This window comes from Streptomyces sp. NPDC029674, from assembly GCF_044903205.1.
Taxonomy (GTDB): Bacteria; Actinomycetota; Actinomycetes; order Streptomycetales; family Streptomycetaceae; genus Streptomyces.
The window spans coordinates 137,589-154,057 of record NZ_JBJDPY010000006.1; the positions used below are offsets into that span (position 1 = coordinate 137,589).

A 16,469-nucleotide genomic window follows, 5' to 3' on the forward strand; every position below is an offset into this window, starting at 1 on the left:
GGTCGACAGCATGACGACGAACGCGAGCACAAGCACAAGCGCCAAGGAATACGTCCACGAGCACACCCCCCGCCTCGCCTGGGCCCAGCACGCCCCCGAGGTCTTCAAGGCCATGATCAAGCTCGACGCCGCCGCCCGTAAGGGCGTCGATCCGGTGATCTACGAGCTGGTCAAGATCCGCGCCTCGCAGCTCAACCGCTGTGCGCTCTGCCTCGACATGCACACCAAGGACGCCCTCGCGGCGGGTGAGAGCGTCGAGCGGATCATCCAGCTCAGCGCGTGGGAGGAGTCGCGGCACTTCTACACGGCCAAGGAGGTCGCCGCGATCGAGCTGACCGAGGCGATCACTGTTCTCACCGACGGCTTCGTGCCGGACGACGTGTACGAGAGGGCCGCCGCGCACTTCGAGGAGGCGGAGCTCACCCAGCTCATCGCCGTGATCACCGTCATCAACGCGTGGAACCGCTTCGGCGTCAGCACCCGCCAGGTGCCGGGCCACTACAAGGCGGAAGGCGCCAAGTGACCGCGCGCACGACGCATTTGGACCCGGGCGTCGCGGGCGCCATGAGCGCGCTGAGCGCCGCCGCCAAGAAGGGGCTCGGCGACCCCGTGCTCGCCGAGCTGGTGATGATGCGGGCCTCGCAGCTCAACGCGTGCGCGTTCTGCCTCGACATGCACGTGGGGATCGCCCTCGACAACGGCGAGACGACGAAGCGCGTCGCGCTCCTCGACGCGTGGGAGGAGGCGGGTGACCTCTTCACCGAGCGCGAGCGCGCCGCCCTCGCGCTGACCGAGGCCGTCACCGTTCTCACCGACTCCTCCGTCCCCGACGAGACGTACGATGAAGCCGCCGGCCACTTCGACGAGCGTCAACTCGCCCATCTCATAAGCCTGATCACTGTCATCAACAGCTGGAACCGGCTGATGGTCAGCCGCCGTATCGCACCCGGAGGCCCCGCGTGGTAAACCCTGTCGACACTCTGCGCGCCCTGCACCACGACCGGGCGCCGGAGGACCCGCTGATCCTGCCCGGACCGTGGGACGCCGCGAGCGCCCGGGTGTTCGAGGAGGCGGGATACGAGGCGCTCGCCACGCCCAGCGCCGGGATCGCGCTCTCCCTCGGGTACGAGGACGGGCAGGTGCCGCCGGAGGAGATGTTCGCGGCGATCGGGCGGATCGTGCGGTCCGTCTCCGTGCCCGTGACCGCGGATGTCGAGGGCGGCTACGGCCTCGCCCCGAAGGAGCTGGTGGACCGGCTCCTGGAGACGGGAGCGGTCGGCTGCAACCTGGAGGACTCCTTCGCCGCCGAGGACGGGACGCACGCCCTCAGGGACCCCGCCGAGCAGGCCGCCTTCCTCGCGGCGGTGCGTGAGGCCGCGGGCGACCGGCTCTTCATCAACGCCCGCGTGGACACGTTCGTGAGGGGTGTCCCCGAACCGGTGGCGGCAGCGGTCGAGCGGGGCCGCCTGTACGTGGCCGCCGGAGCCGACTGCGTGTACCCGATCCTGGCGCCGGCCGAGTCGATCCCCGCGCTGCGGGAGGGAATCGAGGGTCCGCTCAACGCGGTGGCCGTGCCGGGTGGCCCCTCCCTGCGGGAGCTCGGCGCGCTGGGCGCCACGCGCATCACGTTCGGGCCGGGGCTGCTGCACCGCGCCATGTCGTCCCTGCGGGACATCGCCGAACAGCTGAGGTAGGCGCGGAGGTGCCGGGTGCCTCCTCAAAAGGCACCCGGCACCACACGCAGGCACGCACCGCGAAAGGGCTACTTCGGCAGCCAGCCCTTCCACTTCGACTCGTTCTTGTCGATCCACGCCTTCGCCGCGTCGTCCGGCGACATCTTCTTGTCGGCGATCATCAGGGAGACCTCGTTCTGGTCCTCCTCCGACCACTTGAAGTTCTTCAGGAACTCCGCGGCGTCGCCGCCGTTCTTCGCGAAGTCCGCGTTGAAGTACTTCTGCAGCGGCGTGTGCGGATAGGCGCACTTGATCTTCGCCGGGTCGGCATCGCAGCCCTCCTTGTACTCGGGCAGCTTCACCTCCGTCATCGGCACCTTCTCGAACAGCCACTGCGGCTTGTACCAGTAGGTGAGGAACGGCTTCTTCTGCTTGGCGAACTGTTCGATCTGGGTGATCTGCGCCGCCTCGGAACCCGCGAAGACGACCTGGTAGTCCAGGTCCAGGTTCTCCACGAGGGCCTTGTCGTTCGTCACGTACGACGGGGAGCCGTCCATGAGCTGGCCCTTGCTGCCGCTCTCGGACGTGCGGAACTGGTCGGCGTACTTGTTGAGGTTCTTCCAGTCGGTGACGTCCGGGTGCTTCTTGGCGAAGTACGTCGGGACGTACCAGCCGATGTGGCCCGTCACGCCGACGTCGCCGCCGGGGACGATCGTCTTCTTGTCCTTGACGTACCGCTGCTCCTGGTCCGGGTGGCCCCAGTCCTCCATGATCGCGTCGACGCGGCCCTGGCTGAGGGCGTCCCAGGCGGGCACCTCGTCGATCTGGACCTTGTCGACGCGGTAGCCGAGCTCGTTCTTGAGCAGGTACTCGGCGACGGCGACGTCCGCCTGCGCGCCGACCCAGGACTGGACCGAGAGGGTCACCGTCTTGGCTCCGGCGGCGTTCGCGTACGGCGACGCCTGCTTGCTCATGTCGGCGGCACCGCAGCCCGAGAGCGCGAGCAGCGCACCGGCGGCGGTGACGGCGCTCATGACACGCGTACGTACGCGCATGTCTCGCATGTTACGAACACGCATGTCAGGCTCCCTTCTTCGCGCGGCGGGGCCGGCGTTCCGTGGGCTGCGTGACCCGGTCGAGCATCAGGCCGAGGCAGACGATCGCGGCACCGGCCACCAGGCCCGTCGCCAGGTCGCCCTGCGCGATGCCGAACACCACGTCGTAGCCGAGCGCGCCACCGCCGACCAGACCGCCGATGACGACGACGGCGAGGACGAGGACGACGCCCTGGTTGAGGGCGAGCATGAGGGCCGGGCGGGCCAGCGGCAGCTGGACCTTGCGCAGCAGCTGCCAGCTCGTGGCGCCGAGCGAGCGCGAGGACTCCATCGCGGCGGCGTCGACCTGGCTGATGCCCTGGGTGGTGATGCGGACGACGGCGGGCAGCGCGTAGACGACGGCGGCGGCGACGGCGGGAGCGCGGCCGATGCCGAAGAGGGCGACGACCGGGATGAGGTAGACGAACTGCGGCATCGTCTGGAACACGTCGAGCACAGGGCGGAGCAGGCGTTCGAACCGCTTGCTGCGGGACGCCGCGATGCCGATCGCGAAGCCGAGGACCAGCGTCACGGCGACACCGGCGAGGACCTGTGCGAGCGTGTCGAGGGACTTGTCCCACACGCCGAGGACGCCGATCGCGGCCATCGCGGCGACGGCGGTGAGCGCCGTCTGCCAGGTGCCGATCAGCCAGGCGAGCGCGGCGACGACGAGCAGCACCGACCACCAGGGCAGACCCTGGAGGCCGTCCCTGACGGGGTTGAGGATCCAGGTGGTGAAGTGCGACGCCCAGTCGGCGGTGCCGCCGACGACGGGCACGCCGGTGTAGATGTGGTCGACCATCCACTCCTTGGCGGTGTTGACCGACGGGGCGATGTTGACGACCCAGTCGGTCGGCCAGTCCACCCGGTCCGCGAAGCGGGCGGCGAGCGCGGCGACGACCGTCAGGGCGCCCGCGACGGACCAGCCGCGCCAGCCGCGCAGCGGGGACGTGGACTCGGCGTGCGCGCCGGTGCGCTCCCCTGCCGCCCCTGTCACGCGGTCGAGGACCACGGCGAGCAGCACGATCGGGATGCCGGCGGCGAGCGCCTGGCCGACGTCGACGGTGGAGAGCGCCTGGTAGACGCGGTCGCCGAGGCCGCCCGCGCCGATCACCGAGGCGATGACGGCCATGGAGAGCGCCATCATGATCGTCTGGTTGAGGCCGAGCAGGAGTTCCTTGAGGGCGAGCGGCAGGCGCGCGGAGAACAGCCGCTGCCGGCCGGTCGCGCCGAGCGAGGTCACCGCCTCCATCACGCCGCCGTCGGCGCCGCGCAGGCCGAGCGCGGTGAGGCGGGCCATGGGCGGGGCGGCGTAGACGACGGTCGCGATGATGGCCGCGGGGACGCCCATGCCGAAGACGAGGGCGAACGGCAGCAGGTAGGCGTAGGCGGGCAGCACCTGCATGGTGTCGAGGACGGGCCGCAGGATGCGGAAGATCCGGTCGTTCAGGCCGCCCGCGAGGCCGAGCAGCAGGCCGATGACGACCGAGGCGAGGACCGCCACGACCATCAGGGCGAGGGTCTGCATGGTCGGCACCCACATGCCGAGCAGCCCGCACACGGCGAACGCGGACGACGCCAGGACGGCCAGCTTCACGCCCGCCACGCGCCAGGCGACGAGCCCGGCGCCGATGGTCACGCCGGCCCATCCCGCGGCGAGCAGCACGAGGTAGACGCCGCGCACGGAGAGCACGATGGCGTTGGAGACGTGCCCCAGGAAGTAGGTGAACAGCGGGTGGCTGTCGCGGTTGTCGATGATCCAGTCGGTCGTCTTCCCGAGCGGCTCGGTCAGGTCGACGGTGAGCGCGTCAGGCCAGGCGCCGGAGGCCCACTTGGCATTGACGATCGGCACGAGGACGGCCGCGGTGACGGCGAGCAGCAGGAGCTTGCCGACGGCACGGTGGCGCAGGAGCGCGCCGATCCCGGTGTCGCGGACGGGGCCCGAGGCGGTGGCGGTGGCCATCAGGCGATCGCCTCGCCCCGGCCGGGGACGGGGGACGGTGTCGCGGTGCCCGCGACCACGGCGAGCAGCCCGGCGTGGTCCACCACGCCGAGGCAGCGCTTGCCGTCCATGACGCGCACCGGGGAACCGGTGCGGGCGACGGCTTCGATGGCCTCGGTGACCTTGGCGTCGGGGGCGAGCGCCGCGCCGCCGGTCTCCTCGTCGCCCTCGGCGGGGCGCATGGCGCTGCGCACGCTCAGCACGTCGGCGCGGACCACGTCGCGCACGAAGTCGCGTACGTAGTCGTCGGCCGGGGAGCCGACGATCTCCTCGGGCGTGCCGAGCTGCACGACGCGGCCGTCGCGCATCAGGGCGATGCGGTCGCCCAGCTTCAGGGCCTCGCTGAGGTCGTGGGTGATGAAGACCATCGTGCGGCCCTCTTCGCGGTGCAGGCGGACGACTTCTTCCTGCATGTCGCGGCGGATCAGCGGGTCGAGAGCGCTGAACGGCTCGTCGAAGAGGAGGACTTCGGGGTCCACGGCGAGGGCGCGGGCCAGGCCCACGCGCTGCTGCTGGCCGCCGGAGAGCTGGCCGGGCTTGCGCTGTTCGAGCCCTTCGAGGCCGACCTTCTTGACGACTTCGAGGGCCTTGGCGCGGCGTTCGGCCTTGCCGACGCCCTGGATCTCCAGGCCGTACGCGACGTTGTCGAGGACCGTGCGGTGCGGAAGCAGGCCGAAGTGCTGGAAGACCATGGCGGCGCGGTGGCGGCGCAGTTCGCGCAGGCGGGCCTTGTCCATGGCGAGGACGTCCTCGCCGTCGATGGCGAGGGCGCCGGAGGTGGGCTCGATGAGCCGGGTCAGGCAGCGTACGAGGGTGGACTTGCCGGAGCCCGACAGGCCCATGACGACGAAGACCTCACCCTTCTTGACCTCGAAGGACACATCGCGCACGGCGGCCGTGCAGCCGGTCCGCTCGCGCAGTTCGGCGGGGCTCAGGCCGTGCAGCTCCGTGTCGCCGGGTATGCGCTCGGCGCGGGGGCCGAAGACCTTCCAGAGGTTCTTGACGGCGAAGACGGGCCCGTCACCGGGCGTCGCGTCCGTGCCGGCCGTCTCGGCCGTCTTGTCCGTGGTCGTCGCGCTGGCCTCGCTCATCGGCCGTCACCACCCAGCATCTCGGCACATTTCTCCCCGACCATGAGCACTCCGATCATCGGGTTCACGGCGGGCATCGTCGGGAAGACGGATGCGTCCGCGATACGGATTCCTGCCAGGCCCCGGATCTTCAACTCCGGGTCGACCACGGCGAGTTCATCAGTGGAAGCACCCATTCGGCAGGTGCCTGCCGGGTGGTAGACGGTGTGTGCGGCCTTGCGGACGAGTTCACCGATCTCGGCGTCGTCGGTGACGTCGGGTCCGGGGAAGACCTCGCGCTTGAGCCACTTCTTGAACGGTTCGGCCTGCGCGACCTTGCGGGCCAGCTTGATGCCGTCGACGAGGGTCTGCCCGTCGTAGTCACCCTCGTCCTCGAAGTACTTGAAGTCGAGGGCGGGCTTGACCTCCGGGTCCGCCGACGTCAGGTAGAGACGGCCGCGGGCACGGGACTTGGGGATGTTCGGGGTCATCGACACACCGTGCTCGGGGCGTTCGTAGCCGAGGCGCTCCGGGTTGTCGGTGAACGGGATCTGGTAGAAGTGGAACATCAGGTCCGGGCCCTTGTGGTCCGGGTCCCGCTTCACGAACAGACCGGCGTCCGAATCCATCGCGGAGTTGCCGGGGATCGGCCCGTTGGTCTCCCAGACGATGACCGACTCGGGGTGGTCGATGAGGTTCTCGCCGACGCCCGGCAGGTCGTGGACGACCGGGATGCCGAGGGCTTCGAGGTCCTTCTTCGGGCCGATGCCGGAGTGCATGAGCAGCCGCGGCGTGTCGATGGCGCCGGCGCAGACCAGCACCTCGCGGCGGGCGGTGAGCAGCGACTCCTGGCCGTCCTTCATCCGCACGTGGACGCCGCGGGCGGTCTTGCCGGCCAGCTCCAGCTTGGTGGCCCAGGTCTCCAGGAAGAGGTGGAGGTTCGGGCGGTCACCGGCCTCCATGTGCGGGTGCAGGTAGGCGACCGACGCGGAGGAGCGCTTGTTGTTCTCCGGGTGGTACGAGAGGTCGAAGAAGCCGACGCCCTCGTCGAACGGCTTGTCGTTGAAGCCGACGATCTCCGGGACGCCGAGCGCGGTCTTCGTCGCCTCGACCCAGTCGGTGGCGATCTGGTTCTGGTCCTTCTTGGCGACGCGCACGATGTTGTTGCGCAGCTTGCCGAAGTAGGGGTCCATGGCCTTGGCGTTCCAGCCGGCCGCGCCCGCCTCCTCCCACTCGTCCCAGTCGGACGGCAGCGGCTTGAAGGAGATCAGGGTGTTGTGCGACGAGCAGCCGCCGAGCACCTTGGCGCGGCTGTGCAGGATGTGCGAGTTGCCGCGCGGCTGCTCGGTGGTCGTGTACTCGTAGTCCAGCTCGCCGCCGAGCAGACCGAGCCACTTGCGCAGCGTGAGGACGTCCTCCCGGTCGATGTCGCTGGGGCCGCCCTCGATGACGGCGACGGTGACGTCCGGGTCCTCGGTGAGGCGGGAGGCGATCACCGATCCCGCGGTGCCGCCACCGACGATGACGTAGTCGAACTCGGTCTGGTCAGACATGCGTACGTGCTCCTCTTCCTGCGAGGTCGTGCCAAGGTGCTAACGCGTATTGAGCGGGGGGCGCTTGAACGTGTTGCGCGCGGGGCGGACCTCCCGCCCCGCGCGTACCTCTGCGTGCCGGGTGTCAGCCGGCGAACCAGCGGACCGGCTGCGGTGCCAGGTTCTGGTAGATGTGCTTGGACTCGCGGTACTCGGCGAGGCCCGCGGGCCCGAGCTCGCGCCCGACACCGCTCTTGCCGAAGCCGCCCCACTCCGCCTGCGGAAGGTAGGGGTGGAAGTCGTTGATCCAGATGGTGCCGTGGCGCATCCGGCGCGCCATGCGGGCGGCGCGGCCCTGGTCGCTGGTCCACACGGCGCCCGCGAGACCGTACTCGGTGTCGTTGGCGAGCGCGACGGCCTCGTCCTCGGTACGGAACGTCTCGACGGTCAGGACGGGTCCGAAGACCTCTTCCCGGACGACCTTCATCCCGCGGTGGCACTGGTCGAGCACGGTCGGCTCGTAGAAGTAGCCCTCGGTGGGCCGCACTTCGCTCGGCTCGGGCCGCTTGCCGCCGGACCGCAGCACCGCGCCCTCCTCCAGCGCGGAGGCCACGTACATCTCGGTCTTCTCGCGCTGCTGCTGCGAGACGAGCGGACCGCACTCGACGCCGTCCTCGGTGCCGCGGCCGAGCTTGATCTTCTCGGCGCGGCGGGCGAGTTCGGCGACGAAACGTTCCCGCACCGACTCCTCGATGATGAGGCGGCCGCCGGCGGAGCAGACCTGCCCGCTGTGGATGAAGGCGGCGTTCAGCGCCTGGTCGACGGCGGTGTCGAACCCTTCCTCCGTGGCACAGGCATCGGCGAACACCACGTTCGGGTTCTTGCCGCCGAGCTCCAGGGCGACCTTCTTCACGCCGAGCGCGGCGGCCTGGGCGACCTTGGTGCCGGAGACGAGGCCGCCGGTGAAGGAGACCAGGTCGACGTCGGGGTGGTCGGCGAGGCGGGCGCCGACCGTGTGGCCGGGACCGGTCACGATGTTGGCGACACCCGCGGGCAGCCCTGCCTCGACGAGCAGCTCGATGAGCGCGACGGTCGTCAGCGGCGTGATCTCGCTGGGCTTGATGACGAAGGTGTTGCCGGCCGCGAGGGCGGGCGCGATCTTCCAACTGGCCTGGAGCAGCGGGTAGTTCCAGGGCGTGATCATCGAGCAGACACCGACGGGCTCGTGCACGACGACGCTGTGGATGTCGTCGGACCCGGCGTCCACGACCCGCCCGGCACCCTCGCCGATCACCAGGTCGGCGAAGTAACGGAAGGCGTCGGCGACGCAGTCCACGTCGACGCGGCCCTCTTCGAGGGTCTTGCCCGCGTCGCGGCTCTCCAGGAGGCCGATCTCCTCGCGGTCGCGTACGAGGAGGTCGGCGACGCGGCGCAGCAGCGCGGCGCGCTCGGCGACCGGCGTGCTCGGCCAGGGGCCCTCGTCGAAGGCCTTGCGGGCGGCGGCGATGGCGGCGTCCGCGTCGTCCGCTCCGCCCTCGGCGATCACAGCGAACGGCTTGGCATCCGCCGGGTCGAGGATCTCGCGGGTGGCGCCGGAGGCGGCAGTCTGCCACTCTCCGCCCACATGGATGGTCTGTTGTGCGGACACGTCCCGTTTGCCTTCCGTTCCTGTCATGTGCACCGCCTGTCACTCGCGGCAGCCGGGTGCACCTTCCCTGACCGGAACAATGCATGCGCGTCTCTTACGTGCGCTGCGTCACTAGGGCCGGAGGGCGACGACGTCGTCGAGTTCGTCGTCATCCACCGGGTCGTCACCGACCGTGAGCCCCGCCAGCCACAAGGGCATGAGCCAGTGCACGACGAACACGCTGAACAGCACGGGGAAGACCAGCCCCTCGATCTCCACCCCCGCGAGCCCGGCGGCACCCACCCCGACGGTCGCGCCGAACAGAAGCCACGTCGTCACGTAGTGCGCGCGGGTCACCACACGGTTCTTCTCGGCGCGCTGCCGTTCGTCGAGGGCGCGCAGCCGCAGTTCCAGGAGGCCACGGGTCGCGCCGTTGATGACACCGGTCGCCACACACCACGGCAGCAGGACACCGAGCATCGCGAACGTCGCCCAGCGCTCGTCGCCGAGCACGGAGTAGAGCCAGCAGGCGATGCCCGCGGCGGTCAGCACGATGTGCGCGACGACCGCGGCGCGACGGCGGGCCGCGGTGGCGTAGAGCGGGGCGGCCTCGCGCCTGTTCATGATCGCGTACATCCGCCGGTCGTAGCCGGTCATGGGTCGCTCGTCGGTCCTCATCACTGCTTCCTCCCGTAGACCTGGTCCGTGAGCGGGCGAAACGGTTCGAGGGAGAACAGCGCCTCGACCGGCAGCCCGAAGAACTTCGCGATCTTCAGCGCGAGGTCGAGGCTCGGGTTGTACTGCCCGCGCTCGATGTAACCGATGGTCTGGTAGTGGGCCCCCACCGCCTCGGCCAAGCCCTGCCGCGACACCTTCCGCTCGGCGCGCACCATCGCCAACCTGTTGTGCACGTGCTCACTCATGTATAAGAAGTACTACATTCATGAGGACGACAGCAAGAGCCATGAGGGCGACGAGGACAGGGAGCGGAAGACATGTTCGGCACCAAGCGGGAACTGATGGTGATCGCCCTGCGCGACACGGACGCGGTCGCTGAGGAGCTGCGCGAGGCGCTCGCGACGGCCGACGAGAGGGACCGCCCCGGCCTCGAACGCGCGGCGGCGCTCCTCGCCCGCGCGGCCGCCGTCCCCGACTCCGAGATACGCGGCCGCTGGGCCCTGCGCCGGATCACCGCCGCCGGGCACACGGGCCCCGCCGACTCGGTCCACGCGGTCAAGGCCCTGCGCCAGGCCGAACCGGGCCTGAGCCTGGCGTCAGCGGTGCGGCTGTCCAAGGAGGCGGCGGCGCTGCAGGCGGCGGGCGCCTCTCACGCCTGAGCCGGGAGGCGCCTCACTCGCCTGACTCCCCCACCAGCAGGTCCCGCGGCGGTCAGCGGCCGGGCCTGGGCTGGAAGAAGTCCAGGGCGATCTTCGCCCTGCTTCGCTGCAGCGGCCACTCGTCGGCGGGTCCGTCGACGAGGAGGGCGTACTGAGGGCCCGCGTTCTCGGTCATGAACGCCCAGTCCACGGCTCTCCGACGCTCGAAGCCGTCCGGACCGTTGTACGTGAAGATCAGCAGGGACGTGATGTCGTTGAATTTGCGCAGCTGGTCCTGCCGGTAGCCGGGAAGGGCGTCGCTGCCCTCCCTGAGCGCCACGGACGTGCGACGCAGCGCCTCGTACGGAGTCATCTCCAGGCCCGAGGGAGTGGAGACCTGCAGCCACGAGCGCCCGTCCGGCGAGTCGTAGTAGACCTGCACTCCCTTGGTGCGGCGCTCCCAGCCGCGCGGCACGGCGGTCGCGAAGCCCTTCGGGTCCTTCCGCATCTCGTAGCCCTCCGGCACCGGACTCACCCGGTCTCCGGGCTCGGGCGTCGGGGCGGAGGCGCTCGGCCGCTCTTCCGGCTCAGGCGTCGGGGCCGATGTGCTCGGCCGCTCTTCGGGGCCGGGCGTCGACGCGGAGGCACTCACCGCGGGACGGCCGTCCGCCCGGCCGTTCCCGCCGTCGTCCCGGCCCCACGCCAGCCAGCCGCCGCCGAGGCCACCGGCCACCAGGGCGCCCACCACGACGACGGCCAGGTGCTTGCGGCGCGGCCGGCCGCTCGGCGGGCCGTAGCCGGGGAAGCGGTCCCCCTGGGGCGCCGGGAGCCCCGGCTCGCCAGGGCTCCGCGGCAGCACCGGCTCCGCGGAGGGGGCCAGGCCCGGCTCCCAGCGCTGGGTCGCGGCGTTCCAGTGCACGGGGTCACCGCGCCTGCCCACGGTCAGCCGCCCAGCAGCGCGCGTACCGACTCGGCGACCGCCGCACCCGACGCCAGGAGACCGATCCCGGCACCCGCGTCCGCCAGAGCGGTCCGCAGCCGGGCGAGCCTGCCGGGGCCGGCGCCGCCCGTCGACGCGATCTCGGTCTCGGCGGCGGCCAGTTCGGCGTCGAGGGCGGTGGTCCGGGCGTCGACGGCCGCACGCCTCAGGTCCTCGCGCAGCCTCCGTACGGCGGACAGCAGTTCCTCCTGGGCCCGGTCACGTCCCGCCCCTCCGGCCGCGTAGTACGTCACCTCGTTGCCGTCACCGATCGCGACGGGGCCCTCCACACTGCCGATATGGACGCCCGCGCGGCGTTCCTCAGGTGTTCCCACGGTCTCCCCCACTCCGGTGCGCCGCCGTCGTGGCGGTCGCTCCACCGGTGTTGCTGGTGACGATGTTGTGATCACCGATGGCCAAGGCGCCCAGGTGTTCCACGCTCAGGAAGACCTGCTGCTCGAACTCCTCGGTCTGCCAGCCCGCTTCGTGCAGCGCCCGCCGCACCCCGCCCGTCACCCGGTCCTGGATGGACTTGAGGTACCGGCTGACGTCCATCTCCTGGAAGAGCGAGGCCTCGTCGTCCGAGCCGAGCTCCCGCACGGACACCCACGGACCGTCGGCGAGGGCCTTCGCGTGGCCGCCGGAGGCGATCCGCCACAGCACCCCGGCCGCCCGCCGCATCGTCACCGCGGCGCGCCCGGCCGAGTCCGGCACATGGCCGAGCGCCCAGACGGCCTTGCCGAAGCGGTGGTTGTGCCGGTACTGGTAGGCGACCCGGTCGGCGTACTGGTACAGCTGCCGCACCGGGCGCAGCACATGAGGAGCGATCTCCAGCATCAGCATCCCGCCCTGGGTGTGGGCCCGGACGAACACCGTCGTGACGATCTCCTCGTCCCAGCCGCCGACCCTGACCCGCAAGAAGTGCCGCCGGGTCTCGCCGCCCTCCTCGACCGAACGGAACCGGTGCTCCTCGAACGCCTCCGGCCCGTACGGCGCCTGGGACCTGCGCGGCAGCCCTTCCACCGGCAGGAAGACCACCTCGTCGATCTCCAGCTCACGCAGCCGGTCGCGCACGGCGAGGGCGCGATAGGGCGCACCGTGCGGGGACGGCACGCGCAACGCCTCCAGGAGCGGCACGATGTGGCCGAGGATCTCCGTGTTGTCCAGGGGCTCGGGCTCGACGCCCTCACGCGGCCGCAACTCCACCGACAGGGACCACGGCGCGTACGGCGTGCCGGCCCCGCAGAAGGGGTCCGCCGCGCGGTACATGACCAGGCGCGCCCGCTGCTCGACGTGGATACGGCGGCGCAGCCGGTGGAAGCGCTCACCCTCCGCCTGCTCGGCCGGATCGGCGGCGAGATCGGGGAACCGGGCCCTGGACAGCTCACCGGTCAGCGCCCTGGCGAACTGGCCGCCCTGTGCGGCCACCACCCAGGCCATCAGGAGGGGCAGGGCGAGGGCGAACCACACCGGGACCGGGTTCACTGTGCCGATGCCGAGGCCGATGCCGAATAGATCGCCGCCGCCCCCGCCGGCGAGGACGAGGAACAGCAGGAGCACGAAGACGAGGAACCCCCTTCCGCCCCAGCGCAGCTGCCACGCCACGACGCGCCGGAACAGGGAGGGGCGCCTTGCGGTCCCCCGGATCCATCCCGCGAGGGCGAGCATCGCGAAGGACGGCAGATAGAAGAAGGCAAGGCCTCCGGTGAGGGGCAGGGCCGCAATCCACAGCAGCAGGATGACGAGCGCCCAGCCGAACTCGACGCGCCGGGCGCGCAGCGCGTGGGCGAGCACGCGGGTGGCGTCGATGCCGAGCGAGGGGGCGGCGATGCGCTCCTCATGCACGTACAGCTCGTCGATCACCGCCTCCCGGAAGCGGACGTCGACGTAGGAGGCGGCGCACAGGAGCCGGGTCGCCTCGCTCGTGCTCGGGTCACCAGCGGGGCCGGTGGGACTACCGGTCCGCCGAGGTGCTTGGGTATGGGTCACACGTACCCCCGAGGCGCCGGCCGCCCCGGCTCGCAGGTGAGCCGGGGACAGCAGTGGTTTCAGCGTACGGGCAAGTGCTCCTCCGTGTCGTACGCCAATAAGACCGCCCCCCGGCGGCCTTGACGGCTGCCGGGGGGCGGTCTTTCAGTCGCGCGCGTACGCGCGGACTTCAGTGCACTGAATGCACTCAGATGAGGCCGAGACCGCGGACGGCCTCGCGCTCCTCGGTGAGCTCCTGCACCGACGCGTCGATGCGCGCACGCGAGAACTCGTTGATGTCCAGGCCCTGGACGATCTCGTACTTGCCGTCCTTGGTGGTGACGGGGAAGGAGGAGATGAGGCCCTCGGGAACGCCGTACGAACCGTCCGACGGGACACCCATGGAGGTCCAGTCGCCCGCGGCGGTGCCGTTCACCCACGTGTGGACGTGGTCGATGGCGGCGTTGGCGGCGGAGGCGGCCGAGGACGCGCCACGGGCCTCGATGATCGCGGCGCCGCGCTTGGCGACGGTCGGAATGAAGTCGTCGGCGAGCCAGGCCTGGTCGTTCACGACCTCGGCGGCGTTCTTGCCGGCGATCTCCGCGTGGAAGATGTCGGGGTACTGGGTGGCCGAGTGGTTGCCCCAGATGGTCAGCCGCTTGATGTCGGCGACGGACGAGCCGGTCTTCTTCGCGAGCTGCGACAGCGCGCGGTTGTGGTCCAGGCGGGTCATCGCGGTGAAGCGCTCGGCCGGTACGTCCGGGGCGGCGGCCTGCGCGATGAGCGCGTTGGTGTTGGCCGGGTTGCCGACGACGAGGACCTTGATGTCGTCCGCGGCGTGGTCGTTGATGGCCTTGCCCTGCGGCTTGAAGATGCCGCCGTTGGCCTCCAGGAGGTCACCGCGCTCCATGCCCTTGGTGCGGGGGCGGGCGCCGACGAGGAGGGCGACGTTGGCGCCGTCGAAGGCGACGTTCGGGTCGTCGCTGATCTCGATGGAGTTCAGCAGCGGGAAGGCACAGTCGTCGAGCTCCATGGCGGTGCCCTCGGCGGCCTTCAGCGCCGGCGTGATCTCGAGAAGGCGCAGGTTGACCGGCACGTCCGCGCCGAGCAGGTGGCCGGAGGCGATGCGGAAGAGCAGCGCGTAGCCGATCTGGCCGGCCGCGCCGGTGACGGTGACATTCACGGGAGTGCGGGTCATGGCGATCTCCGTAAGACAGCTGGCGGTGGGGTCCCGTGTCCCTCTACTGGATCCCCTGATTCCTGGATCCCCGCCGACGCCTCTTCGAGCCTCGATCGCCTCTCGATGATCGATCTCTTGGCATCAAGAGAGATCCGCCGTCAGGCTATCGCGCCCCGTGCGCCCCTCGCGGCCGGGTCGGTGTGGCCCGGCCCACAGCGGGGGCGTTCGGCGTGTACGGAGCCGCCCGGGGGGGCGGCCGCCACGTGAGGGGGGAGCGTGGCGGCCGCCATGGGGGTGTGACCACTCCCGTGGGGGTACGGTTCGCCTGCCCTGCGCGATCCATGTCATGCCCCCTCCGGCCCGACTTTCTCGAGAGGCCGATGCGGGAGCGGTCCGTGCGGGGCTAGTCCGTGCAGCCGGTCCGGCCGGAGGTCAGGGTCGCGCACGCCTTCGCCGCGGTCCCCGACTTCGCCTCCACCATCGGCGTGTACGCGTCGAAGTCCTCGTTCACCGTGCCGTTCTGCTTCGCCGACGCGCCGCCCCCGGACCCCGTGATCGTGAGCTCGTCCCCCGGCGTGGCCTGCGTGATCCGCGCCCACGCGGCCCCGCACGTCTTGCTGTACCGCACCTCGACCAGCGTCCTGCCGATCGTCGCGCGCGACGTCGTCTTCGCCAGCTCGCCGCCGCAGCCCATGGTCTCGGGGTCCTTGCCCGCGCAGTCCTTGCCGCTGCACTTGACCCCGGCGGGCAGGTCCGTGTCCCTGGCGGACGGCGTCGCGGACGGCTTCGCCTTGTCGTCGCCCTTGTCGTCGTCGCCGAACCCGGTCAGGAAGACCGCGGCCGCTATGACGACGAGGGCGCCCACTATGCCCGCGAGGAACATCGTCAGCTTCCTGCGCCGCCGCTGCCCGTCGGGCGAGTCCGCGCGGCGCGGCGGCGCGCCCGGCCCGCCGCCTTCACCGAAGGCCGACGCGGAGACATCCCCGTACGAACTGGACGAAGCAGCCCCGTAAGAACCCGCCGAAGCGGAATGCCCGGGAACCCCGGCACCGGCGGCCTGCTGCGGCGGCACCGTCGGCGACACGCCGGCCGGCCCGGCCACGCCCGTGACGGGCCCGCCCCGGCGGGACTTCGCGGGCTTCGCGGGGGTGGGGGGCGGCGAGGCCGGCGCGGGCGAAGCCGTCTGCGCGGGTCCGCTCGGGTGCGCCGGGGCGGTGGGGTGCGCCGGTCCGGTCGGGTGCGCCCCCGTCTCGCCCAGCGCCGCCCGCGCCTGCGAGATGCGGATCGCCTGCATGGTCATGTCGTGCCGCATCTCGGACCGGCTCCACGCCCGCTCCGCCAGCTCCCACATGGTGATGAGGTGCACGGGCTGCGTGCCCGTCACCTCCGCCAGCGCGACGATCGCGCCCTTGGGCGCGAGCAGCCGCCCGTTCAGATAGCGCTCCCACGACGTCTTGCTGTAGCCGGTCCTGTCGGACACCGCCGCGATGCTCAGCCCGCTGCGGTCGACGAGCCTGCGCAGCTGTCCGGCGAACTCCCTGACCTCCGGGTCGAGCTCGTCCGGTAGCGCCTTCCAACGAGGCATTGCTCCCCCTGTTCCCCCCGTACGTTCCTGTTCTGCCCCCGCACCAACCCCCCGGGGCACCCCGTCCCGCACTACCCAGAGGGATGCCCGGAGCCAGGATCTCAGTTCCCGGAGCGGGGGCGTACGAGAGCTTTCGGGCCACCGGCGGGCGCTGTCACGCTCCCCGCACTTCCCGTACTCCCCGCACTCCCTGCGGTCCAGGGCCCAGTGTCCCACCGCGCGACCGGCCCCGTTGCACACCTCGAACACCGTTGCGGAATGGTCACCTCCGTGCCACAGGGGCCGGTCATCCCTTGTCCGCGGTCGGCGGGTCCATAACTCTGGATCACGAGCGGAACGCGCCGCTTATATCGGGAGGTTCCAGAAGGAACCACACTCTCCCGACCGACGGCGCCCGTCCTCCCACGGGGGTGGGGACGGGCGCCGTCTCCCTTTTCCGGAGC

The 16,469-nt window shown here is 71.1% G+C and carries 16 protein-coding genes; 4 read left to right on the forward strand and 12 right to left on the reverse strand.

Annotated features, from left to right (window positions below; translation table 11 throughout):
- Positions 1-10: 10 nt before the first annotated feature.
- The 3 genes from ACI2L3_RS16245 to ACI2L3_RS16255 are packed head-to-tail and all read left to right on the forward strand — an operon-like array spanning position 11 to position 1,694.
- Positions 11-523: a carboxymuconolactone decarboxylase family protein gene (locus tag ACI2L3_RS16245; RefSeq protein WP_404753025.1), complete on the forward strand. Its 513-nt coding sequence runs from the start codon at positions 11-13 to the stop codon at positions 521-523.
- Positions 520-966 carry a carboxymuconolactone decarboxylase family protein gene (locus ACI2L3_RS16250; RefSeq protein WP_404753026.1) on the forward strand — a complete coding sequence of 149 codons (447 nt, stop codon included), beginning with the start codon at positions 520-522 and terminating at the stop codon, positions 964-966. The genes ACI2L3_RS16245 and ACI2L3_RS16250 overlap by 4 nt, the downstream gene beginning before the upstream one ends.
- Positions 960-1,694: an isocitrate lyase/phosphoenolpyruvate mutase family protein gene (locus tag ACI2L3_RS16255; protein ID WP_404753027.1), complete on the forward strand. Its 735-nt coding sequence runs from the start codon at positions 960-962 to the stop codon at positions 1,692-1,694. The genes ACI2L3_RS16250 and ACI2L3_RS16255 overlap by 7 nt, the downstream gene beginning before the upstream one ends.
- Before the next feature lie 68 nt (positions 1,695-1,762).
- Here ACI2L3_RS16255 and ACI2L3_RS16260 read toward each other — a convergent pair whose 3' ends face one another.
- The 7 genes from ACI2L3_RS16260 to ACI2L3_RS16290 form a co-directional block, all read right to left on the reverse strand.
- On the reverse strand, positions 1,763-2,728 hold the full coding sequence (locus ACI2L3_RS16260; RefSeq protein WP_362993301.1) for a glycine betaine ABC transporter substrate-binding protein: 966 nt from the start codon (positions 2,726-2,728) through the stop codon (positions 1,763-1,765).
- Between the two features lie 25 nt (positions 2,729-2,753).
- Entirely contained in the window at positions 2,754-4,730 is a 1,977-nt protein-coding gene (locus ACI2L3_RS16265) for an ABC transporter permease (protein ID WP_404753028.1), read from the reverse strand.
- Positions 4,730-5,860 (reverse strand): glycine betaine/L-proline ABC transporter ATP-binding protein, encoded by a 1,131-nt coding sequence (locus tag ACI2L3_RS16270; RefSeq protein WP_404753029.1) that lies wholly within the window; start codon positions 5,858-5,860, stop codon positions 4,730-4,732. Before ACI2L3_RS16270 ends, ACI2L3_RS16265 begins: the two co-directional genes overlap by 1 nt.
- Positions 5,857-7,392 carry a GMC family oxidoreductase gene (locus ACI2L3_RS16275; protein ID WP_404753030.1) on the reverse strand — a complete coding sequence of 512 codons (1,536 nt, stop codon included), beginning with the start codon at positions 7,390-7,392 and terminating at the stop codon, positions 5,857-5,859. Before ACI2L3_RS16275 ends, ACI2L3_RS16270 begins: the two co-directional genes overlap by 4 nt.
- A 124-nt stretch (positions 7,393-7,516) precedes the next feature.
- Positions 7,517-9,046 carry an aldehyde dehydrogenase family protein gene (locus tag ACI2L3_RS16280; RefSeq protein ID WP_404753031.1) on the reverse strand — a complete coding sequence of 510 codons (1,530 nt, stop codon included), beginning with the start codon at positions 9,044-9,046 and terminating at the stop codon, positions 7,517-7,519.
- Positions 9,047-9,130: 84 nt separating this feature from the next.
- On the reverse strand, positions 9,131-9,676 hold the full coding sequence (locus ACI2L3_RS16285) for a hypothetical protein (RefSeq protein ID WP_404753032.1): 546 nt from the start codon (positions 9,674-9,676) through the stop codon (positions 9,131-9,133).
- Positions 9,676-9,921, reverse strand: a complete 246-nt coding sequence (locus ACI2L3_RS16290; protein WP_404753033.1) for a helix-turn-helix transcriptional regulator — start codon at positions 9,919-9,921, stop codon at positions 9,676-9,678. Before ACI2L3_RS16290 ends, ACI2L3_RS16285 begins: the two co-directional genes overlap by 1 nt.
- Before the next feature lie 72 nt (positions 9,922-9,993).
- Between ACI2L3_RS16290 and ACI2L3_RS16295 the strand changes: the two genes are divergently transcribed.
- The gene (locus tag ACI2L3_RS16295) at positions 9,994-10,335 is read left to right on the forward strand and encodes a hypothetical protein (protein ID WP_404753034.1); all 342 of its coding nucleotides are present in this window, start codon (positions 9,994-9,996) and stop codon (positions 10,333-10,335) included.
- 52 nt (positions 10,336-10,387) lie between these two features.
- Here ACI2L3_RS16295 and ACI2L3_RS16300 read toward each other — a convergent pair whose 3' ends face one another.
- From ACI2L3_RS16300 to ACI2L3_RS16320, 5 genes are all read right to left on the reverse strand, one after another.
- Positions 10,388-11,233, reverse strand: a complete 846-nt coding sequence (locus tag ACI2L3_RS16300; RefSeq protein WP_404753035.1) for a hypothetical protein — start codon at positions 11,231-11,233, stop codon at positions 10,388-10,390.
- A 23-nt stretch (positions 11,234-11,256) separates the two neighbouring features.
- Positions 11,257-11,628, reverse strand: a complete 372-nt coding sequence (locus ACI2L3_RS16305) for a hypothetical protein (RefSeq protein WP_404753036.1) — start codon at positions 11,626-11,628, stop codon at positions 11,257-11,259.
- Complete coding sequence (locus tag ACI2L3_RS16310; protein WP_404753037.1) at positions 11,615-13,282, reverse strand: hypothetical protein; 1,668 nt, start codon at positions 13,280-13,282, stop codon at positions 11,615-11,617. The genes ACI2L3_RS16305 and ACI2L3_RS16310 overlap by 14 nt, the downstream gene beginning before the upstream one ends.
- Before the next feature lie 187 nt (positions 13,283-13,469).
- Complete coding sequence (locus tag ACI2L3_RS16315; protein ID WP_404753038.1) at positions 13,470-14,459, reverse strand: malate dehydrogenase; 990 nt, start codon at positions 14,457-14,459, stop codon at positions 13,470-13,472.
- A 385-nt stretch (positions 14,460-14,844) separates the two neighbouring features.
- Positions 14,845-16,026 (reverse strand): DUF2690 domain-containing protein, encoded by a 1,182-nt coding sequence (locus ACI2L3_RS16320; RefSeq protein WP_404753039.1) that lies wholly within the window; start codon positions 16,024-16,026, stop codon positions 14,845-14,847.
- Between the last annotated feature and the right edge of the window lie 443 nt (positions 16,027-16,469).